Origin of the sequence: Bacillus sp. AM1(2019) (assembly GCF_009906915.1) — a bacterium.
GTDB lineage: Bacteria > Bacillota > Bacilli > Bacillales > Bacillaceae > Bacillus > Bacillus velezensis.
The window spans coordinates 3,997,260-4,018,679 of the sequence record NZ_CP047644.1 but is presented as its reverse complement, the minus strand read 5'-3'; the positions used below and the strand labels follow the sequence as shown (position 1 = coordinate 4,018,679).

General features: G+C 43.5%; 21 protein-coding genes and 1 pseudogene. 21 read left to right on the top strand and 1 reads right to left on the bottom strand.

The genetic code is table 11. The features are described from left to right. The first annotated feature begins 183 nt into the window (after positions 1-183). The 20 genes and pseudogenes from GNE05_RS19980 (at position 184) to GNE05_RS19900 (ending at position 19,054) form a co-directional block, all read left to right on the top strand. Positions 184-363 (top strand): hypothetical protein, encoded by a 180-nt coding sequence (locus GNE05_RS19980; RefSeq protein ID WP_042635622.1) that lies wholly within the window; start codon positions 184-186, stop codon positions 361-363. Between the two features lie 41 nt (positions 364-404). Then, positions 405-554, top strand: coding sequence for a hypothetical protein (locus tag GNE05_RS21090; RefSeq protein ID WP_201741790.1), 150 nt, complete (start codon positions 405-407; stop codon positions 552-554). A 93-nt stretch (positions 555-647) separates the two neighbouring features. Beyond that, positions 648-776, top strand: a pseudogene (locus tag GNE05_RS19975) (family 1 glycosylhydrolase); the annotation flags it as partial. A gap of 81 nt (positions 777-857) precedes the next feature. After that, positions 858-1,304: a universal stress protein gene (locus tag GNE05_RS19970; protein ID WP_021494690.1), complete on the top strand. Its 447-nt coding sequence runs from the start codon at positions 858-860 to the stop codon at positions 1,302-1,304. A gap of 147 nt (positions 1,305-1,451) precedes the next feature. Beyond that, positions 1,452-2,363, top strand: a complete 912-nt coding sequence (locus GNE05_RS19965; RefSeq protein ID WP_032867892.1) for a DMT family transporter — start codon at positions 1,452-1,454, stop codon at positions 2,361-2,363. A gap of 141 nt (positions 2,364-2,504) precedes the next feature. Next, the gene (locus GNE05_RS19960) at positions 2,505-3,569 is read left to right on the top strand and encodes a polysaccharide lyase family 1 protein (RefSeq protein WP_061046551.1); all 1,065 of its coding nucleotides are present in this window, start codon (positions 2,505-2,507) and stop codon (positions 3,567-3,569) included. Positions 3,570-3,730: 161 nt separating this feature from the next. Next, a complete protein-coding gene (locus tag GNE05_RS19955) occupies positions 3,731-10,747 on the top strand; it encodes a DNRLRE domain-containing protein (RefSeq protein WP_160183139.1) in 7,017 nt (2,338 codons plus the stop codon). A gap of 65 nt (positions 10,748-10,812) precedes the next feature. Next, positions 10,813-11,685: a hypothetical protein gene (locus GNE05_RS19950; protein ID WP_099567206.1), complete on the top strand. Its 873-nt coding sequence runs from the start codon at positions 10,813-10,815 to the stop codon at positions 11,683-11,685. A gap of 135 nt (positions 11,686-11,820) precedes the next feature. Then, on the top strand, positions 11,821-12,579 hold the full coding sequence (locus tag GNE05_RS19945) for an Imm26 family immunity protein (protein ID WP_160183138.1): 759 nt from the start codon (positions 11,821-11,823) through the stop codon (positions 12,577-12,579). 213 nt (positions 12,580-12,792) lie between these two features. Further along, complete coding sequence (locus GNE05_RS21085) at positions 12,793-13,125, top strand: hypothetical protein (RefSeq protein ID WP_201741800.1); 333 nt, start codon at positions 12,793-12,795, stop codon at positions 13,123-13,125. A 226-nt stretch (positions 13,126-13,351) separates the two neighbouring features. Next, positions 13,352-13,798 carry a hypothetical protein gene (locus tag GNE05_RS19940; protein WP_160183137.1) on the top strand — a complete coding sequence of 149 codons (447 nt, stop codon included), beginning with the start codon at positions 13,352-13,354 and terminating at the stop codon, positions 13,796-13,798. Between the two features lie 206 nt (positions 13,799-14,004). Further along, entirely contained in the window at positions 14,005-14,415 is a 411-nt protein-coding gene (locus GNE05_RS19935) for a WapI family immunity protein (RefSeq protein ID WP_160183136.1), read from the top strand. A gap of 3 nt (positions 14,416-14,418) precedes the next feature. Further along, positions 14,419-14,826, top strand: a complete 408-nt coding sequence (locus tag GNE05_RS19930; protein WP_160183135.1) for a YxiG family protein — start codon at positions 14,419-14,421, stop codon at positions 14,824-14,826. Positions 14,827-14,893: 67 nt separating this feature from the next. Next, complete coding sequence (locus tag GNE05_RS19925; protein ID WP_160183134.1) at positions 14,894-15,373, top strand: hypothetical protein; 480 nt, start codon at positions 14,894-14,896, stop codon at positions 15,371-15,373. Between the two features lie 42 nt (positions 15,374-15,415). Continuing rightward, positions 15,416-16,243: a hypothetical protein gene (locus GNE05_RS19920; protein ID WP_160183133.1), complete on the top strand. Its 828-nt coding sequence runs from the start codon at positions 15,416-15,418 to the stop codon at positions 16,241-16,243. Between the two features lie 95 nt (positions 16,244-16,338). Then, entirely contained in the window at positions 16,339-16,500 is a 162-nt protein-coding gene (locus tag GNE05_RS21080) for a hypothetical protein (RefSeq protein WP_172869695.1), read from the top strand. Next, a complete protein-coding gene (locus tag GNE05_RS19915; RefSeq protein ID WP_160183132.1) occupies positions 16,494-16,874 on the top strand; it encodes a YxiJ family protein in 381 nt (126 codons plus the stop codon). Before GNE05_RS21080 ends, GNE05_RS19915 begins: the two co-directional genes overlap by 7 nt. After that, positions 16,871-17,131 carry a DNA-binding protein gene (locus GNE05_RS19910; protein WP_160183131.1) on the top strand — a complete coding sequence of 87 codons (261 nt, stop codon included), beginning with the start codon at positions 16,871-16,873 and terminating at the stop codon, positions 17,129-17,131. The genes GNE05_RS19915 and GNE05_RS19910 overlap by 4 nt, the downstream gene beginning before the upstream one ends. A 55-nt stretch (positions 17,132-17,186) precedes the next feature. After that, a complete protein-coding gene (locus GNE05_RS19905; RefSeq protein WP_022553987.1) occupies positions 17,187-17,582 on the top strand; it encodes a hypothetical protein in 396 nt (131 codons plus the stop codon). Positions 17,583-17,614: 32 nt separating this feature from the next. Beyond that, positions 17,615-19,054, top strand: a complete 1,440-nt coding sequence (locus GNE05_RS19900) for a DEAD/DEAH box helicase (protein WP_160183130.1) — start codon at positions 17,615-17,617, stop codon at positions 19,052-19,054. Between the two features lie 30 nt (positions 19,055-19,084). Here the strand turns inward: GNE05_RS19900 and GNE05_RS19895 are convergent, their stop codons facing one another. After that, a complete protein-coding gene (locus tag GNE05_RS19895; protein ID WP_160183129.1) occupies positions 19,085-20,335 on the bottom strand; it encodes an MFS transporter in 1,251 nt (416 codons plus the stop codon). A 171-nt stretch (positions 20,336-20,506) separates the two neighbouring features. Here GNE05_RS19895 and licT point away from each other — a divergent pair, with 171 nt between their 5' ends. Further along, positions 20,507-21,334 (top strand): BglG family transcription antiterminator LicT, encoded by an 828-nt coding sequence (gene licT, locus GNE05_RS19890; protein ID WP_160183128.1) that lies wholly within the window; start codon positions 20,507-20,509, stop codon positions 21,332-21,334. The last annotated feature ends 86 nt before the right edge of the window (positions 21,335-21,420 follow it).

The following is a 21,420-nucleotide window of genomic DNA, read 5'->3' as shown; positions in this document are numbered from 1 at the left end:
CTGCATACCTAAACGAGAGGAAAAATCCAGTTATGACAGGGGACTGACTGGGTTCTTTTGTGTTTGAGTTTGTTTTGGAATTTAGGAGCGGTCACGGAGTGCCCAGTTATACGCACCAAATAAATTGGGGCGTACTGGCGAAAATGACCCGCAGGGCCTTTTGATAAAGAGGAGGGGGTAGTAATGCAAGAGATTGATTTTGAAACAGGGATGAAATATGTAAGAGCAACCCTTGGCTTTGAGGGCTTAGTGCTGACGGAAGAAGAGGAAAAGCTCTTAGAAAGGCGGTTTCATGGAGAAATCACAGAAGAAGAATACATACGAAAAGCGCTAGAGCTGTCTTATTCCGGTAGTTCAAAATAAGGGATGTGAAGTTTTCGAGGGGTTGGGAAGGAGCCGAAAAAATGAATGTTGATAAGAAGAGGGAAATCCAAAGAAAATATAAAGAGCAAATGCGAAAGAAAAAAGTGACCTACACTGTAGAAGCAGTGGTTGTTACTGCGATTGTTGTTGTGTTAATTATTTTTTTGAATTGCGTTATTAAAGGATTTTAGGGAAGCAAGCGAATAGGGCGTGAGTCAACGGTAACCGGACCGTAGGGAGGATTAAGGAGTTGACTCACTCAGCGCCACCCGAACCCTTTTAGAATGAAAAAACGCTACGGCTATATCTATGTCGACCGCGGCAATGACGGAAAAGGCACGTTTGAAAGAAAGAAGAAGAAAAGTTTGGTTTGGTATAAAGACGTCATCGCCACAAACGGAGAAAGTCTGTAAGCGCAATGTTCCGGAGAAAGCCGGCAAAATTGACATTCAGCAAAGAGAGGAGGACAATAAAAGCAGAAAGGCGGGATTCATATGTTTAAAAAAATTCTTGCAGCAGTAGACGGTTCAGACATGAGCGGCAAAGCTTTGGACGCAGCGATCCATCTGGCGAAAGAACAGCAGGCTGAACTCACCATTCTCTATGCGGGACGTGAAGCCGTTGTCTCCACATCAGCCTTAACAGGGATTGTCTATGTTCCGGAAAACTTCATTGAAGACATCAAACATGAAGTCGAGCAAAAAGGAGCGGCCATTCTGGAAGATGCCAAGCAGAAAGCGGCAGAAAGCGGAGTAAACGCGGAAAGCCTGTACGTCCAAGGCGAACCTGCGCATCAAATTTTAAACATAGCGAAAGAACAGCATTTCAATCTGATTGTCGTCGGAAGCCGCGGAATCAGCGGATTTAAAGAAATGATGCTCGGAAGCGTGAGCCATAAGGTCTCACAATTGTCTCCTTGTCCTGTACTGATCGTTCATTAAACGGAAGACCCTGCTGATGCGGGGTTTTTTTAATGAGAAGAGACCGCCGGCTTTCGAAAAATAGGATGAAATCTTCCTCTGAATCAAGTAAAATGGCTGTTAGTATTTGTCTGAATAAACAGTCAATGATATGGGGGAAGCAAAACAATGCAAGCTGAACAAACATCAAATGCCGTCATCAAAATGGTCATTTCCATGGTCATTTTCGGATCAATCGGCTTTTTCTCGGAACATACGAATGTGCCTTCAATTGAACTGGTCTTTGTGAGATGTCTGTGCGCCTCATTGTTTCTGGGCGTTTGCTGGTTTGGTTCCGGACGGTACCGGACCGAACAATGGAACCGGCGTGAGGTACTGCAGACACTGGCCTGCGGATTTTTTCTCGTGCTGAACTGGGTGTTTTTATTTAAATCATTTGAGGAGACATCAGTGACGATAGCGATTTCCGTTTATCATTTGGCTCCGGTTCTCGTCCTTCTTCTAGGGAGCCTTATATACCGGGAGAAACTGCATATTGTGTCCGTCAGTTCCATCGTGATTTGTTTTCTGGGCACCGCCCTGATTTCCGGCATCAACGGAAGTACATCATTTTCTCAGCTGATGGGATCGGGTATTATTTGGGCCGTGCTGGCCGCCCTTTTTTATGCTTTTACGACACTGGCCGGGAAAGGCATCAACAGCCTCAGCCCATACGCCGTCACCTGTTTGCAGACCGGATTGGGCGTTATCATTCTTCTTCCGTTCGTCCGTTTCGGCGCTTTTTCTGATTTGTCGCATGTGAACTGGATCATGATTGTGTCGACCGGTATCATTCATACGGGAATTGTGTATTTGCTCTTTTTTGACAGCTTGCGGTTTTTATCCACCCGGTTTATTTCAATCATCGTATTTCTTGATCCGGCGGTGGCGATTGTGCTTGACACCGTATTTACGGGATTTCGCCCCGACCTTTATCAATCTTTGGGGATTGTATTGATTTTTGCGGGAATGGCGCTGTCCCTGATTCGAAAGCAAAAAGCCGTGCCGGCGGAAACTCAGGCAGACAGCACCCGTATATAGGCGGCCGTACCGGCTGTTTTTTTTGTTTTGGGGCTTTTCAGCTATAACGAAAAAGCAGACAAACAGATCATGGAAAAAGAGGATAGTAATTGTATAATACTTCTTGTGTTTACAATTTAAGAAATTAAAGGAGTGAAGGGCATGATAAAGAAGACGCGTCATCTCGCTTTCTTGGCTGCACTCGGCTTTGCGCTTTGTCTGGCCATCGTATGTTCCGCATCAAAGCAGGCAGAAGCGGCAGCGGCTTATCCGGATGTGATGCAGGGACTTACCGGATTCGCGGGCAATGCGAAGGATCATAACGGAAAAGCAAAATCCGCCGTAACGGGAGGCCAGGGCGGCCCCGTCGTCTACGTCAGCAATCTCAATGATTTGAAAAACAATGCGGGCGGAACGGATCGCAAAACCATCGTCATCACAAGTGATATTTCTTCCCCGGGTAAAGCCGTTGTGACAGTCGGCGCCAATAAAACCATCGTCGGCTCTTATACCAGCCACAGGCTGACCAACATCTATCTGACCACCGGCTCCGGCTCAAACAATGTGATTTTCAAAAATCTCATTATCAGCCATAGTGCCGCCATTACGGGCAACAACGACATTCCGATGTACATAGCGAACGGACAGAATTACTGGATTGACCACGTGTGGTTTGAAGGACACAGCTACAATCCGAACAGCCACAGTGATTTGGGAAAGCTTCTGTATGTCGGCGCCAAAGCGGATTTTGTGACGCTGTCTAACTCTAAATTCACAGACCATCTGTACGGGCTGATTCTCGGTTATCCGAATGATGATAACGAAGGACGCAATTATATCGGCTATCCGCATATGACGATCACCAACAACTATTTTAATAACGTCTATGTGCGTTCACCGGGCCTGATGAGATACGGCTATTTTCACGCGAAAAACAACTATGTGACCAATTTCAATTTAGGATTCACCATTCATACAAACGCGACTGTCTTCTCAGAAGCCAACTATTTCGGTAACGGAAATGAAAAAGGCGGAATGATAGACGACTACGGGACGGCCCAATTCACCGACACCGGTTCATTCCCGTCGCTCAAGGCCCCGAAATCACCGCGCACCGGCTGGAATCCGAGATCAAATTACAGCTACGGCACCCTTTCAGCCCAGGACGCCAAAAACTTCGCCCAATCTTACGCGGGAGCGCAAAATACAAATCTCCGCTATCCATAATACGAAAAACCGCCGGCTGCCGGCGGTTTTTTTATATGAATAAAAGGTTCAAAATCCCTATAATCCTTAAAATAACCTTAAATACCTAGGAAAATATTGATAAACAATTTCAATAATATTACTATTGTTAAGCCTATATTACAAAAGAAGGAGGAGAACCTATGAAAATAGGAAAAAAGAACAAGTGGAAAAAATGGCTGGCCGGCACTCTTGCGGCAACGCTGATGATTTCCATTGCGCCTGCCGATGTATTTGCGGCAGAAACGCGTGAAAAACAAGATCAAGCGAAAACCGCCGCCATTCCGGCCGCAGACCCGGAAAAAGATCTTCCGGCGGAAAAAGCAACTGAGCAGATGCCTTTTGATCAAAAAGATATCAATCAAGACGGTGAGATCACGTCTGAAAGAACTGAGAATTCAAAGCTTTACTATGAAGGCGAGGGTGTGTACAAACAGGAAATCTACACAGACCCCATTCATACGAAAGAAACCGCCAATGCGGACTGGGAAGACGTTTCTCCTGAATTGAAAACCGGCTCAAAGGAAGTCGGAACGGAGAATACAGTGCTGAATTCCGATTTTCTGAAGCAAATGAAAAACGGATTATACGCTACATTTGAACACGATGATCATAAGCTCACATACTCATTAACCGGCGCAAAAGGCCCCGATCAGGCTGCAATCACTCCGACAGATGCCTCAGCAAAAGTAAGGGAAGACAGCAACGAGCTTACGTATCAGCAAGTGTTTCCTGCAATTGATTTACAAACCTACACATTTAACGAAAACATAAAAGAAGACCTTGTGCTTCATAAATATGAAGGCTACAATTCCTTCACCTTTCAAATCAAAACCGATCTTCAGGCTAAAGAACAGGAAGACGGCTCGATCGCGTTTTCTGATGATAAAGACAATGTCGTCTACACCGTGCCGAAGCCCTTTATGACCGACTCAGATCTCGACGAAAAGTCAGGTGAAGTCAACAGGTCAGAAGATGTCAGCTTTAAGCTTGAAAGAAACAGCGAAGGCTACTTGCTTCATGTAACGGCCGATGAAAAATGGCTGAAAGATCCCAAGCGGGTTTATCCGGTATCTATTGACCCTTCAACATCAGTATCTGTGTCATCCGATACCTTTGTCATGAGCGCGTACCCGACGACAAACTACTCTGCCGCATCGCAGAAATGGGATGCCGGATTGAAAGCGTACGTGCTGAAAACTGGATATTATGACGGCACAACCGGAACGAACTACGCTTTTATGAAGTTTGATAATCTAAAGCCGATCAAAAACATGACGGTGACGAAAGCGACGCTCAAAGCGTACACAGCCCACTCCTATTACGGATCAAAAGCGACGGGGCTTTGGCTCGACACCGTTAACAGCAATTACGACAATGCCAAGATTACGTGGAAGAACAAGCCGGGCTCCAAAAACATCGGCAAAGCCGAGGTCTATAAAGGCCAATGGGCAAGCTTCGATGTCACCTCCGCAGTCAAGTCGTGGAACAGCGGCGGCGCCAATTACGGCTTTAAGCTTCACGCAAACGGCAACGGAAAAGAATATTGGAAGAAGCTGATGTCATCAGCAAACTCTGCTAAAAAACCATACATTGAAGTGACATACACAATTCCGAAGGCGGACACGCCGTCTGTCAAAGCGTATCATAACGGAGATTCGACAGGATTTTTCAATATCAGCTGGAAAAAAGCTGAAGGCGCCAAAAGCTATAAAGTCTGGCTTTATAACGGGAAAGAATATCAGGCCATTCCGGTCGGCAATGCAACCTCTTGGAGCACAAAAGGAAAAAACATCTGGCCGACAAAAGCGGAAATCGACTCCGGCAAATATAAGCTGCATACAGACGGAAAAGGCGGAAGTGAATTAGCGCTTAATCCTTCGCCGGTCTATAAAAACGCCGGCGGCAGCTATCCGGCAAGTAAAAATTACTGGGTCGCGGTCAGCGCGGTGTTTGACCAGGGAGAAGGCGCCATGTCTGCGGCCGCCAAGCCCGTCATTCCGAATATTGGAAGAGTTCAGAAACCGAGCACGAAAGGCTTTAATAACAACAACGCCACAGGCTGGTTTGATCTTTCCTGGAAAGCCGTATCAGGCGCAGCCGGGTATAAAATGCAAGTCTTTAACGGCAAAGGCTTTGAAACGCTTGACCTCGGAAATAAAACATCCTGGTCCACAAAAGATCAAAACATCTGGCCGACAAAGGCGGAAATCAGCGCCGGAAAATATGCGCTTCACCTGAAAGACAAAAAAGGCGCGGAATTGCCGATCAACCCGGGCCCCGTTTATAAAAACGCCGGAGGAGATGCGAACCGGAAAACCTACGGATTTAAAGTCATTGCTTATAACAAAGACGGAGAAGCGATCGCCTCACCGGAAGCGAGTCCGGCGCTGCCTGATATCGCAAAGCCGAAAAACCTGACAGGCTATGTCTATACGAACACGAAATCGAGCCAAACGGGTTATGTCAATCTCATATGGGATAAGGTCAAAAACGCCAAAGGCTACAAAATCAACATTTACAACGGAAAAGACTATCAATCATTCGATGTCGGGGATACCGATCATTGGACGACCCAAAACAAACGCATCTGGCCGTCAGCTGATGAAGTGAAAGCGGGAAGATTCCAGCTTCACACGGACGGAAAGGGCGGCGAACTGGCGCTTGACCCTTCACCTGTTTACGATAACGCAAACGGCAATTACAAAGGGAAGAAGAACTATTCCTTCACGCTGACCGCCTATGACGCAAACGGTGACAGCCTACCGACGGCACCTTTTAACCCTGTTTTCCATGAAGGGGCGGAATTCCTCGGAACGGAAGAATTCTGGTCTATTATCGACATTCCGGACGGACAGCTGAACGGCGCGACGGGAAATGTCATCGTCAATGAGGAAGATATGTCAATCGACGGACGCGGGCCGGGGCTCGGGCTCTCCCGGACATTCAACAGCCTTGACAGCTCTGACCATATGTTCGGCCAAGGCTGGTATGCCGATGCGGAAACGTCGATCCTTTCTGAAGACGGCAGAGCCGTTTATATTGATGAGGACGCGACAACACATGTCTTCACGAAAAAATCTGACGGCACGTATCAGCCGCCGACGGGCGTTTATCTCGAACTGACGGAAACAAGCGATCAATTTGTATTAAAAACAAAAGATCAGACGAACGCTTATTTCAGCAAAAAAGGCGGCAAGCTCCAAAAAATCGTTGACGGACACAACAACACAACCGTATACGAATATAACGACAGCAATCAGCTGACCGCCATAACAGACGCATCAGGGCGCAAGCTGACATTTACCTATGATGAAAACGGCCATGTCACATCTCTTACAGGGCCGAAAAACAAAAAGATTTCATATTCATATGACAAAGACCTTCTCAAAAAGGTGACGGATACTGACGGCAGCGTCACAAGCTACGACTATGATGCCGAAGGGCGCCTCGTCAAGCAGTATTCCGCAAACAGCACGGGTGATAAACCGCTGTTCACTGAATACCAATACAGCGGCCACCGTCTGACCAAAGCCGTCAATGCGAAAAAAGAAACGTACGACTACAGCTATGACGCGGACAAAAAAACGCTGCTCATGACGCAGCCGAACGGCCGCAAAGTGCAGTACGGCTATAATGAGGCGGGCAACCCGATTCAGATGATCGATGATGCCGAAGGGCTGAAAATCACGACCAACACTGTATACGAAGGCAACAACGTCATTCAGGACACCGATCCGAACGACGCAGATGCGGGCAAAGCGACAGAAAGCTATCAATATGATAAAGACGGCAACGTCACAGCCGTAAAAGACAACTACGGCACCGAAACGTATCAGTACAACAAAAACAATGACGTAACGAAAATGAAGGATACCGAGGGGAACATCACTGATATTGCGTACGACGGACTTGATGCCGTTTCTGAAACGGATCAAAGCGGAAAATCCTCATCCGCCGCCGTGTATGACAAGTACGGAAATCTCATTCAATCAAGCAAAGAGCTGGCAGCTTCGGCGAGCCTGCTGAAAGACGGCAGCTTTGAAGGAACAAAGCTGGGCTGGAATCTCACTGTTACGAGAGACAGCGGAAGCATCGCGTCTGTAAAAGCAAGAAGCGGCGCGCTGTCCGGACAAAAAGCATTGGAGATCTCGTCACAATCCGCTTCAGCCGGAACAGAGCACGGCCATGCGTCCGCAACGCAGGAAGTGCAGCTAGAGCCGAATACGACGTATACACTCAGCGGCCAGATCAAAACGGATCTGACAAAGGCAAGAGCGTATTTCAACATTGATCTGCGTGACAAAGACCAAAAACGCATTCAATGGATTCACAATGAATCAGGCGCATTAGCCGGAAAGAATGACTGGACGAAACGGCAGATCACCTTTACAACACCGGCCAATGCAGGAAAAGCCATCGTCTATATGGAAGTGGATCATAACGACAAGGACGGTAAAGGAAAAGCGTGGTTTGATCAGGTTCAGCTGGAAAAAGGCGAAGTCTCTTCAAGCTATAACCCGGTGCAAAACAGCAGTTTCACGGCCAAAACAGATGGCTGGAGCACAAGCGGAGCCGCCGCTGACCTTGATGAAGGCTTCGATGATGACAGCTCATTAAAAGCGTCCCGCACAAATGCATCACAAGCCAATGCGGCCGCAAAACAAACCGTTACGCTAGGCCAAAGCGCGGACGATAAGCCGGTATATATCACGCTGACGGGGATGTCCAAGGCTGACGGCGTAAAATTAACGAACGACAATGATTACGCTCTTCAGGCTGACGTCACTTATGCGGACGGCACGACGGGCGTATACACCGCCAAATTCCCGCAGGGGACACAGGAATGGAACCGGGCGGCGGCAGTCATTCCGAAAACAAAGCCGATCAATAAAATCGAACTCAGCATTCTGTTCCAAAAAAGCGCCACAGGAACGGCGTGGTTTGATGATATCCGTTTAATCGAAGGAAGCATCCTGACGAAAAACACCTATGACGAAAAAGGAAACTACGTCACAAAAGAAGAAGACGAACTAGGGTATGCAAGCACTGCTTCATATGACGAGACTGGAAAGAAAATGTCTGAAACCGACGCGAAAGGCGAAACAACCGCCTACGAATACGATCAGGCCGACCAGCTGACAAAGCTGACCCTGTCAAACGGCACATCCATCCTTCACAGCTATGACAAGGAAGGAAATGAGCTGACAAAAACGATTCGGGCCGGCGCGGACCAGACCTATCAATATGAATATGACGTCATGGGCAAGCTCGTCAAAACAACCGACCCGCTTGGCAATGTACTGAAGAGTGAATATGACGCCAACAGCAACTTGACGAAAACCGTTTCCGCCAACGGCAATGAAGTGTCGCTGACCTATGACGGCACCGACCGGGTTAAGTCAAAAGCGTATAACGGCACTGAAAAATACAACTTTACCTATGACAAAAACGGCAATGAAACGTCGGTCACGAACAAAGAACAAAATACAACGAAAAAACGCACCTTTGACAACAAAAACCGCCTGACCGAATTAACCGACCGCGGCGGCAGCCAAAGCTGGACGTATCCGGCTGATTCGGATAAGCTGAAAACTTTCTCATGGAGCCACGGCGGCCAAAAAGGAACAAACAGCTTTACGTACAACAAACTTGATCAAATGATTGAAATGAAAGACGGCACTTCAGCCTATACATTTGATTATGATGAAAACGGCAATGTCCAGACATTCATCAGCGGAAATGAAGTCGGCACGAGCTTCTCATATGATGAGCGGAATCTTGTCAGCTCTCTTCATATCGGAGCGAAAAACGGCGGCAGCATCTTCCGGGAAAGCTATGAATACGACGCCAACGGCAACCGCACGGTCATCGACAGCTCAGCGGGCGGAAAGGTGCAGTACGAATACGGCAAGCTCAACCAGCTCGTCAAAGAAACTCATGAAGACGGCACCGTCATTCAATATACGTACGACGGCTTCGGCAACCGGACAAATGTTACTACCACAAAGGACGGCGCAAGCAAATCAGTCAACGCATCCTTCAACATCATGAATCAGCTGACGAAGGTGAATGACGAAGACCTGTCCTATGATAAAAACGGCAACCGCACATCCGACGGCAAATTCACATATACGTGGGACGCGGAAGACAACCTGACAGCCGTAACGAAAAAAGGCGAAGACAAGCCGTTCGCAACATACAAATATGATGAAAAAGGAAACAGAATCCAAAAAACCGTCAACGGAAACGTCACAAACTACTTCTACGACGGAGACAGCTTGAATGTCCTGTATGAAACAGACGCAGACAACAACGTCACAAAATCATACACGTACGGTGACAGCGGCCAGCTGTTATCCTATACAAAGAACGGCAAGAAATATTTCTATCACTACAACGCACACGGCGACGTCATCGCCATCACAGACAGCACCGGAAAAACCGTTGCCAAATATCAATACGATGCATGGGGAAATCCGACAAAAACCGAAGCGAGCGACGAAGTAAAAGACAACCGCTACCGCTACGCAGGCTACCAATACGACGAAGAAACCGGCCTGTACTATCTCATGGCCCGCTACTACGAGCCAAGAAACGGCGTATTCTTATCACTAGACCCAGACCCGGGCAGTGACGGCGATTCTTTAGATCAGAATGGATATGCATACGGAAACAACAACCCGGTGATGAACGTCGATCCTGACGGGCATTGGGTGTGGCTAGCCATTAACGCCGGCTTTGCGGCTTATGATGGATATAAAGCATATAAATCAGGTAAAGGATGGAGAGGTGCAGCCTGGGCTGCGGCTTCGAACTTTGGTCCTGGGAAGTTATTTAAGGGTGCTAAAAGGGTTTACAGGTTTGCAAAATCTGGTAAAAACTTCAATTGGAAACATATCAAAAAAGATCATGGACCTAAGTCAAAAGCCCGAATGCCAAATGGCCAACCGAAAAGCAAGTTTAGAAGTGCTAAAACTCTTAGAAGAACAACAAAGGCAACAGCTAGAACTAAACCTGCATACACTCAGAAAGATGGTAGGACAGTACATTATAAAAAGTTTAAAAAGCCTATAGGAAGAAAAACGAATGGTCGGCATACTTATACTGTAAAGGTTGTTAAGTCCGGAAGGTATGTTGTAACAAGCTATCCTTATTGAAATTTATAAAAGGAGAGACAGATTCTATCTGTCTTCCTTTTCAGATACAGGAGAGGATGTCATCCATGGATGAATTAAAATTTAGAGATTTGAATGTAAAAGTAAATGAGGAAGACTCAGTTCTGCTAACGTTGACTGAATCAGAAATAATTGTCCTAACAAAAAAAGAAATTGATTATGGCAACAAATATATTAATCAAATTGATCTGTATTGTAATACGAATGGACAATTCCTGAATAGCTTTAGCATACAAACAAATGAACAAGTTATAAACGTGCAAAAAGTTAGCGATACTTTTTTACTTTTAATAGATAAAGAGTACGAGGACGGAGTTCGAAATGTTGATCCCAACATATATTTGTGGAGTCCACTTAAAGGTTTCTACCAATCTTTTTATGCTGGAAGATACGTTAATTCAATGATAATAGATCAAAATAAGAATCTATGGGTCGGATATGATGAAGCGGGCATATTTTCTTGCGTTGATTCCGAATTAAGCACGAAAGGAATTAATAAATTCGTTTTTAAAAATGGACTATATGAATTATGTGCTCGTGACGTTAATCCATATATTGTTGACCAGTACTATTCTACATTTGTAGATAAAGATGCAATCTATTTGTATTACAGATCAATGAGTGAAAATTACTTGCAAAAATTAAACTTTCTTGGAGAAACATTGGAACGAATTGAGATTGAAATAGAGTGTGCTTCATGCGTAATATCCGAAACATCTAGTTATTTTTTCATTCGTGATGAGGATTCTTATAATATTGAGATAGCTCTGAAGACAAATAATATGCAAAGCTATACAAAACAAATAATAATGGATGAGAATACTGCAGAAAGTATCAGTTTTACACATGTAGCATCATATAAAGATAAATGTGCAGGGATTGATATTAACAACAACCTTTTTCTGTTAAGTAGTTTCTGATACCTTCCATGGGATTCTTCGAGAACTGGTAAGCTAAAGGAATACTATTAAAAATTTAAATACTACTAATATATCTAATAAAGTCCGAGGATATATAATCTTAAGAAGCGGTATAAAAGAAAGAAGGCCGTTCTATTGGGATATTGGGAAGAAGAATATAAAAACAAGAAAGTTTTACTTAGTGATGAAGGCTTAGATATATGTTTTGATGCTGTAGAAAAATTTTGTGAACGATATAAGAGAGAGATGGGCAGAGAACCGATATTAGAAGAATTCTTAGCAACTTTAGTTACCGTAATGAATACAAATGGAGATTCTTCTTTCACAGAGTTAGTTGATAAGCGAATAGTAGAAATAAAGCCAACGACCAGGAAAGTGAAACCAATAGCTAAAGTAACACCGGGAGCTGTTATTCAAATACCTTTGGATAAGATCGGGAAGTATACTTATGCTTGGGTCATTGAAGGTGATCTATCAAAAAATAAAGACGATGACATTCTTATTCAGTATTATAATATTTTCACTGAAAATACACTTAGCAGAGAAGAAACCGTTCGTCTAATGAAAGAAGAAAATAAGAAAATATTTGCGGCTAATACCGGGCACACAGGTTTTCTGCAAGGAGATTGGAAAGTAATATCCAAGATGCCTCAAGAGATAATAGAGAAAAACAGTCATTCTCAATTAAAATTTGTTTTATATGAAGACGGTAAATATCTCATAAGTGAAGGCGATTCATTTGCATCAGAAGATGAATTAGCAGAGGCAGATGAGAAAACAGGCAAGGACATCCCTAACCCATTAGGTATATTTGGACATTCATCTGTAGAATCTATTCTCTATAAATATTTTGCAGGAATGTCAATGGAAGAAATCATAAAGAATGAATTGTAAAAGACTGATTCCTTACATTCTTGCAATTAATGTTAAAGGATACTTACTGTACAGATACTGACAGTAGTAAATGTTTTGAATGCTGAACGAGACATAATATGAAAAAAATCAACCTGAATTCTATTGCACAGAAAGAGATCTTACAAATAGAAAAACAATTTGAACGAATCACATTAAACAAAAATAGAAAACAATCAAGAAAAGTTTAGAAAAATGGGATTGAAAATTGAAGCTGCTTTTGGAAGAGTCGGAGATGAAAAAGAATTAGGAAACGAAGTACAGCCCTCAGATTGTTTTGAGAATAGTTATAACTCATTAATATTTTTTTCTATAGCTTATTTGGATGGTAATGACTTTCATGATAATGAAGACGGCTATTGTATAGACCATTTAGACATATGGATTTGTGAAAGAAGGTTGTTTTCGGGGAAAGTGGGATATTTAACAGATTTAGAAAGTGAAGAGGAAATAGCAAAAGAAATCCAAGATAAGATAAATCAATTGTTTTTAGAAGCTACAGATATAATAAAAATATTAAAAGAGTAATTTATGGCTTCTTTTAGTTATTTTTAGAGAAGAGATTTAGAGAGGTTACCAACCTCTCTTATCTTATATGATAAAAACCAAACTACACACGGAACACGTGGGAATAACATATCGCTGAGACGAAGTAAAAGACAAGCGCTACCGCTAACAGGCTACCAATACGACGAAGGAACTTATTCTATCTCATACGGTTTACAGTGTATAAAAGATAGAAGGAGAGAATTAAATGTACTATTTTTATGAAATATCAACTCTCAATGACTATGATTCGGTTGAAAAAGAGTATAAAACAATAGAGGATTTAATATTTGTTATATTAAAAAATATGGAAAATAAACAATACGCAATGTATTCTTACTCTGTTTCAAATAAAGATAGTGATACTTGTATATTCTCAGCGAGCTTAAAAACAAATACTTTGTTTAATAAAAAAATCTCTTTTATGAAAACCTCAGCAGAAGAGTACAAAAATACAATAGTTGCGCATGAAAATATAATCTTATTGGAAAAAGATGTTGAGTTAAAAGATATATTAAATGGAGCCCCTTTAGCAGAGAAAACAATTATTAAAGATTTACTGCATTATGTTCTTTATCATATAGAAATAACAGATTCCGAGACAATCAGAATAGGATCTAGACATAAGGAAAATATTATAAACATTATCAAATGATGGCATTAAATAAAAAAAGATGAGCCTGTTGATCATCTTTTGGTTAACAGGCTTTTTAAAAAAAATTATAGATAATAAGTGGGTAGGTGATTAGAACTGAGAAAGTAAAAGGTGACAATCGATTTAAACTTAGCTTGAATTCCAGAGCGTCATTCAAATCATTTACTACTAAATTAAAGCTATTAAGTAGAGAACGAGGAGACAGCATGGCCAAAATCGGAGACGGTTGTCTGGAACTTGAAATAACACCGAGAAGGTATCATGAGGCGAAGGATGATCCATTTATCTCAACAACGTTTGAACTGTTGGAACATAATAAAGCAATCGCCCGCGATTACTCTGCCGTTTTATTAGAAAGTGAATATAAAATGCTGATATCAGATATTGAAGCATTATCAGCAGGCAATCAAGACAGGATACGTTTAGAAACAATTGAACCATTTTTTATACTAAGTATTGATAAAGAAAACGAACATTACAGATTTATCATTAGATTTATGGAAAATCATTCAAATATAACCTTCTATAAATTGAACTGTAATGAAGAAAAGCTAGAAATTTTCGTGAAGACTTTAAAATCAGATCTCAAAGACTCCAAAACTTTATTAGGGAGATAAACGATGTACAAGACAATTAATGAATGGGTAGATTATATAGACGGAGGGTGCGCTGTCCTTCATTTTGACTTTCATGTGTTTAAAAAAGAGCTTTCACTTAAGATTCAGGTCGTTGAAAATAAAGCCGAATGTACGCATAACATTCTTTTTCAAAATGCAGCATCTGTTTATTTTAGTGCAGATATTGGTGATATGAGATTAGAAAAAATAGATCCGGAAGAATACAATTGGAAAGTATTTGAGATGAGTTACCACCCGGAAGGAATCGGTAATCTATCAAATGCTGTAATTCCGGAGTATCAATCAAATGCTAATTTTCTCATTGACATGAACAGAATGCTGATTGCTATAGAAGCTGAAACAGTTCGCTTTGATGATCAATCATTTTATGCGTATCATTCGAAATCATAAATAAACAAATAAGAGAGGTCCCCAGCCTCTCTTTTCTTACATAACGAAACCGTTTACGGAGGTAAACATGAACACTCCTTTAAATATACAAAAAGAATCATTGAGGGCTATAGGGAATCTGGGTGTGATTAATCCGCTTAAATACAATTCGATTTATTCATGTGATCTAGTGAGTAAAGATACTTTTTCTCAATTAATGAATGACTTAGAGTTCGAAACAGCTCTAATAGAAGTAATGGCATTTCCTTCTTTTATTGAAGAGTGGAAGAAGAAGGTTGAAAAGAAAATGATAAATATGAATACTGTATCGAAAAAGTTCATTCATATTGAATGTGCCCTAACCAAAGAACAATTGATGGCAGATCACTTATTAGATGAATTATATTTTTTATCATCGATCAATGATTTTGTTGTTATAATAGCAAACCCTGCCAAAAATAAGTCCTACATGAACCTGAACACTCAAAAGGTTGATGTAACTACTGAAAATAATGAAAAAATCATTTGGTTTGAATACGATGCAGCAAATTTATATATCATTGATTAATTTAATATAAATTCCTGATTCTTAATCTATGGAGTGTTGCTGATGTTAGAACTTATCGCGGAGCGGGTTGGGTCATATAAAAGAGAGCACATCATTTATTTCAATGCGGGCCGGGATGATCAAGTATTTATTGTGTCGGTGCACGATCACAAAGTAATATTGGAGGTTATGAAAGACAGCTCTCTTTTAATCAAAAAAGAGTTACACGGATTTTCTGAAGATGCCCATTTCTATCTGGTTGATTCGTATGATAACACAATCGTGATCGTTTACCTGGAAAATCATACGTGTCAATTGGCTGCATACTGCGTAAACAGTAATAAAATCAATCCTATTTGTTCTTTTCTATTAAGCGCTAATGTATTTCTTCTGGGTGAGGATGGATTACTATGGATCGGATTAACGGACGAGGGTATGTATGATGAGAGAAATCCTCAAGGAAAAGCGATATTTGCTTTTCATGCAGAAGACAGAACGTTTTATTTTGAAGACGATTTTAAAGAAATGATGCATGAATGCTATGCCGTACAATCGATCAAATCTGATTTGTATGTATGTTTCGAGGGAGAGGATTGCTGTATCATCGGGCATTATCAGATTGGACGGGACAGAATTCGTACTGTTGCAGAATATGTGCTGGACGGCGATCAATACTCCTATTGTGACCAGATGTCCGTTTCGAAAAATAGGGTGCTGCTGATACAGAATCACGAGGATAACCTATTTGCATTTCATGAAGAGAGCAAAGGGTTATCAGAGGCTGACGTCATGATACACGGTATTGATAGAAAAGGAAAAACAACGTACAGAGCCGTACAGGACCGCATGTTTATCTTTCATGATAACGATTTATATCTGGTAAAGTTTTGATCAATCCTATACAGATGGCTTTTTACAGCCATCTGTATATCAATTTACAGAGTGCGATCGATAAAAATATCACCCAAGACTCAAGGGGCAATGACATGAAAATAAAAATGAATAAGATAGTCGAAGAATCAGTAAAAGGATGTTTTTGTCATTTTGATAACTGCGGGCATCTGTATCTCGGACGGCATCAGAATGACGGGCTTTCGTTTACGATCATCGATGAATCAGGTGATATTCGAGTGATTCTGAGATGTTAAGATCCAACAGATATTCTTTAAATGCTGACGTCATCCGAAACCTGAAATTATACAAAAAAGAATTAGAGGGTCCGCTGCCTTCAGATACAGGGAGATTCGAAGAAGACTTTGAGGGGGTTGCCTGCGCGGGGGATTTTTATGAGTATTTCGCGCTTGTCTGCGGCAGCTTAGATTTTGTTTTGGCGAATAAACAAATGCCTAAGCGCCAGCGTAAAGCCTTATATAAATCCTTTTTTGAGCTGTATCCTCAATATGCGCATCTGGAAAATGCTTTAACGGATTATCCGGAGCTCAGCCGGGAAATCGGGCGGCATGAACGGGTGAGAGGGCTGTTGGTCAGCATTTTAAACAAGAAAGGCAGGCTTCTGACGTGAAAGAACCAACAATAGCAGAATGTCTGAAGAAGGCTGATCTGATCCTGAACGGTCAATCGACGAGGGGAGAAGTGTCGGATTGGGCGTCTGAGTATGTGAGTGCAGATGATCCGGCGGTTGAGGATGAAAACGTTTGGGAGATGCTCGTGTATTTGAGCGGGTTTGATCTGAAAGATTCGCCTGATTCGTATCTGCATACGATTGAAGAATTAAAAGATTTGATGCAGACATATAAAGAAATTCATGGGGGCTTGTAAAGAAAATTCATTTGAGTCAGACATGCCAATTCAGCTGAAAAAAAGGAGGCACAAAATGGAGTGGCACAAACATGAGAAAGCAGTTATGCTTCGGCCGGATTCGCCGGGTTGTTTTGAATTGACGGAGTTTACGTTCTCTACCGGGTATAACGAGTATTATGATAAAATCCCGGTGTTTGAGCTGAAGCTGACTGATGGGCAGTATGATGCCGTGCTGCGTTTTGAGGGTGTGAGGGCTGCCCGGCTGGATGATCTTGAAAGCATCACCGACATCCATCTGGATATCAGCCCGGTCGACGGCGGCTGGGAATCGATCCGCTACTATGTCGATGACGGGGAAGGAAGCATGAGCTTTTATTGCGCCAAATGGGTCGTGCTTGACATGAAGAAAAAGCAGTCCCCGAATGTTCCGGCAAAACGTCAGGGTAAAGCAGCGGCGTTTCGCGTATAATGAGGGGAGCCGGACAGAGAAGGAGTTTAGTCATGAATGAGTTTAATGAATACGCGATCAGCCCCGATATCCAACGGGCGCTGAAAGGATTGCAATACACCGAGCCGACTGAAGTGCAGCGGCGCGTCATCCCCGCCGCGCTGCAAAAAAAAGACCTCGTCGTCAAATCGCAGACGGGCAGCGGCAAAACCGCGGCTTTCGGCATTCCGATCTGTGAGCTTGCGGAATGGGAGGAAAACAAACCGCAGGCGCTGATTTTAACGCCGACCCGCGAGCTTGCGGCGCAGATTAAAGAAGATATCACGAATATCGGCCGTTTCAAACGGATAAAAGCCACGGCGGTTTTCGGAAAAGCTTCTTTTGACAAACAGAAAACCGAACTGAAGCAAAAAAGCCACGTCGTTGCCGGAACGCCGGGGCGTGTGCTTGATCATATAGAGAAAGGGACGCTGCCGCTTGAACGGCTGGCGTATGTGGTGATTGACGAAGCGGATGAAATGCTGAATATGGGATTTATTGAACAGGTGGAAGCCATCATTCAGCATCTGCCGAAAAACAGAGTCACCATGCTGTTTTCAGCGACGCTGCCGGATGACGTCGAGAAGCTGAGCCGCACATATATGAAAGACCCTGAATTGATTGAAGTAAAAGCGGAAGGCCTGACGACAAAAGACATTGAGCATTTTGTCACCAGAACAGAAGAAGAGGACAAAACATCTTTGCTGCGTGATGTCCTGATCACCGAAAACCCGGACAGCTGCATCATATTCTGCCGGACAAAAGAAAGAGTCATCCAGTTAACCGATGAACTGGACAGGCTGGGCTACCCTTGCGATAAAATTCACGGCGGCATGGTGCAGGAAGACCGCTTTGACGTCATGAATGAATTCAAGCGCGGCGAGTTCCGCTATCTCATTGCGACCGATGTTGCCGCCAGAGGAATTGATATTGAAAACATCAGCCTCGTCATCAATTATGATATTCCGCTTGAAAAAGAAAGCTATGTGCACCGCACCGGCAGAACGGGGCGCGCCGGACACCGCGGACGGGCCGTCACGTTTGTGACACCGTCTGAATCGCGGTTTCTGAATGACATTGAGACATATATCGGTTTCCGCATCCAGAAGCGGGAGGCGCCGTCTGAGAAAGAAACAGCGGAACGGAAAGCGGCTTTTGCGGAAAAATTGAACGCCCGCCCCGATGTCAAAACAGACAAAAGCGAACAGTTAAACAAAGACATCATGAAGCTGTACTTTAACGGCGGGAAAAAGAAAAAACTCAGAGCGGTCGATTTTGTCGGAACAATTGCGAAAATCGACGGCGTTTCAGCTGATGATATCGGGATTATCACGATTCTGGACAACGCATCGTACGTCGAAATTCTGAACGGCAAAGGCCCGCACGTTCTTGACATCATGAAAAATACGACGGTCAAAGGCAAAAAACTGAAAGTCCATAAAGCCAAGAAATAAAAAAGAAAGCCTGCCGCGTGCAGGCTTTTTTTACGTCGTCTCCTCGGGGACGAACGCAAGGATGCCAATCCCGATTACAAACAAAATGATCAGGCTGAACACGGCGGCTGACGAATTTCCGGTCAGCTGGGCGGTGACGGCAATCAAAAGCGGGCCGATAATCGAAGCGAACTTGCCGAAAATATTATAAAAGCCGAAAAACTCATTGGCGTTCTGTTTGGGGAGAAGCTTGGCAAAGTAAGAGCGGCTCAGCGCCTGAATACCTCCTTGGGAAGTGGCGACAAGCATAGCCAAAACCCAGAAATCAAAAGCGGAATCCATAAAATAAGCATACGTGCAGACAATTATATACACGCCGATTCCGGCATAAAGCATCGTTTTTCCTTTAAACCGTTCGGCCAGCCGTCCGTACAAAATCGAAAAAGGCGCGGCGACGACCTGTGTGACAAATAAAACAATCAGCAGATTTGCCGCGCTGATGCCGAGGTCAGCCCCGTATGACGTGGACATCGTAATGATGGTGCCGACCCCGTCGATGTAGAAGAAATAGGCGAGCAGAAACAAAAACAGCGCCCGGTGCTTCCTGATCTGCTTCAGCGTGCCGGCCAGCCGTATAAAACTGCTGAGTACAAGCCGCGGCTCCCTCTCGATATAATAGCGCTGGCGGACGCGGAAAAGGAGCGGGATCGAAAACAACCCCCACCATGCCGCCGTAATCAAAAAGGCAATGCGGCCGGCAGCCTGGGCGGACAGCGGAATCACCTCCGCTTGTGCTGAAAGAATGACGGCAATGCTGAGGAGAAAAGGTATCGTGCTGCCAATATAGCCCAGTCCAAATCCCCTGGCGGACACCATATTCATCCGCTCCTTTGCGGCCACATCAACGAGAAACGCATCATAAAACACATTAGACCCGGCAAAGCCGATCGTGGAAATCGTATAACAAATTAATAACAGCATCCAAGATTCGCCGGGAATCAAAGCCAGCGCGGCTGTGCCCGCCACACCGATCAGAAGAAAGAAGGCAAAAAACCGTTTCTTGCATCCTTTGTAGTCGGCAATCGTACCTAAGACGGGGCCGAGCATCGCCAAAATAAAAGTCGCGGTTGCAATCGTATAGCCCAAATAAGCGGTAGAATCAGCCGCGCTGACACCGTTTTCCGCTGCCGCGGCTTTAAAAAACAAGGGGAACACCGCCGTCATAATAATGACCGAATAAGCTGAATTGGCCCAATCATACAGCATCCAGCTGCTTTCTTCTTTCGAAAACCGTTTCATCACACACGCTCCTTCCCAAAAACCGGTTCTCTGCATTATATGCGCCGCTGCCTCATCGTTGGACAAAGATTTCTGAACGGCGTTTTCTGATTGACATGGAGATATTGACCTAGTTCAAAAAGAATGTACAATCAAGGTGCAGCAGGTAAATGGTCAGGCGGGAGGGAGACAGAATTGAAGATTGCGAAAGTCATTAATAATAATGTCGTCAGTGTGCTCAAAGAAGGCAATCAGGAATTGGTCATCATGGGCCGGGGCATTGCTTTTCAAAAGAAAACGGGAGACCCGGTAGATGAAGCCCGCATTGAGAAAGTGTTCACGCTCGATAACAAAGATGTATCCGAAAAGTTCAAAACCCTTTTGTATGATATCCCGATCGAATGTATGGAAGTATCCGAAGAGATTATCAGCTATGCGAAATTACAGCTCGGCAAAAAGCTCAATGACAGCATCTATGTGTCGCTGACCGACCATATTAACTTTGCCATCCAGCGCAACCGAAAAGGGCTGGATATCAAAAATGCCTTACTGTGGGAAACGAAACGGCTGTACAAAGACGAATTTGCAATCGGCAAACAAGCGTTGGCCATGGTAAAAAACAAGACTGGCGTGTCTCTGCCGGAGGATGAAGCAGGCTTTATTGCGCTGCATATTGTCAATGCCGAGCTGAATGAAGAGATGCCCAATATCATCAACATTACAAAAGTCATGCAAGAGATTTTGAGAATCGTAAAATACCATTTTAAGATTGACTTCAACGAGGAATCACTTCACTATTATCGGTTTGTCACCCACTTAAAGTTTTTCGCGCAGCGTCTTTTTAACGGCACACATATGGAAAGCCAGGACGACTTTTTGCTGGAGACAGTGAAAGAAAAGTACCATCGGGCGTATGAATGCACGAAGAAAATCCAAACATGCATTGAGAGGACGTATGAACACAAGCTCACCAGTGACGAGCTGCTGTATTTAACGATTCACATAGAAAGGGTAGTCAAATAAGCATAATGAAAGCGTTGGCATTTTTTTCTTCATTCACATATGATCTTGCTAGGATTGATACTGATAAGCAGGCAAAACCTAAATTA

Bases quoted from the DNA above. Each gene is read 5' to 3' on its own strand.
- GNE05_RS19980 (WP_042635622.1), top strand. From the start codon at position 184: ATGCAAGAGATTGATTTTGAAACAGGGATGAAATATGTAAGAGCAACC.
- GNE05_RS21090 (WP_201741790.1), top strand. From the start codon at position 405: ATGAATGTTGATAAGAAGAGGGAAATCCAAAGAAAATATAAAGAGCAA.
- GNE05_RS19970 (WP_021494690.1), top strand. From the start codon at position 858: ATGTTTAAAAAAATTCTTGCAGCAGTAGACGGTTCAGACATGAGCGGC.
- GNE05_RS19965 (WP_032867892.1), top strand. From the start codon at position 1,452: ATGCAAGCTGAACAAACATCAAATGCCGTCATCAAAATGGTCATTTCC.
- GNE05_RS19960 (WP_061046551.1), top strand. From the start codon at position 2,505: ATGATAAAGAAGACGCGTCATCTCGCTTTCTTGGCTGCACTCGGCTTT.
- GNE05_RS19955 (WP_160183139.1), top strand. From the start codon at position 3,731: ATGAAAATAGGAAAAAAGAACAAGTGGAAAAAATGGCTGGCCGGCACT.
- GNE05_RS19950 (WP_099567206.1), top strand. From the start codon at position 10,813: ATGGATGAATTAAAATTTAGAGATTTGAATGTAAAAGTAAATGAGGAA.
- GNE05_RS21085 (WP_201741800.1), top strand. From the start codon at position 12,793: ATGGGATTGAAAATTGAAGCTGCTTTTGGAAGAGTCGGAGATGAAAAA.
- GNE05_RS19940 (WP_160183137.1), top strand. From the start codon at position 13,352: ATGTACTATTTTTATGAAATATCAACTCTCAATGACTATGATTCGGTT.
- GNE05_RS19935 (WP_160183136.1), top strand. From the start codon at position 14,005: ATGGCCAAAATCGGAGACGGTTGTCTGGAACTTGAAATAACACCGAGA.
- GNE05_RS19930 (WP_160183135.1), top strand. From the start codon at position 14,419: ATGTACAAGACAATTAATGAATGGGTAGATTATATAGACGGAGGGTGC.
- GNE05_RS19925 (WP_160183134.1), top strand. From the start codon at position 14,894: ATGAACACTCCTTTAAATATACAAAAAGAATCATTGAGGGCTATAGGG.
- GNE05_RS19920 (WP_160183133.1), top strand. From the start codon at position 15,416: ATGTTAGAACTTATCGCGGAGCGGGTTGGGTCATATAAAAGAGAGCAC.
- GNE05_RS21080 (WP_172869695.1), top strand. From the start codon at position 16,339: ATGAAAATAAAAATGAATAAGATAGTCGAAGAATCAGTAAAAGGATGT.
- GNE05_RS19915 (WP_160183132.1), top strand. From the start codon at position 16,494: ATGTTAAGATCCAACAGATATTCTTTAAATGCTGACGTCATCCGAAAC.
- GNE05_RS19905 (WP_022553987.1), top strand. From the start codon at position 17,187: ATGGAGTGGCACAAACATGAGAAAGCAGTTATGCTTCGGCCGGATTCG.
- GNE05_RS19900 (WP_160183130.1), top strand. From the start codon at position 17,615: ATGAATGAGTTTAATGAATACGCGATCAGCCCCGATATCCAACGGGCG.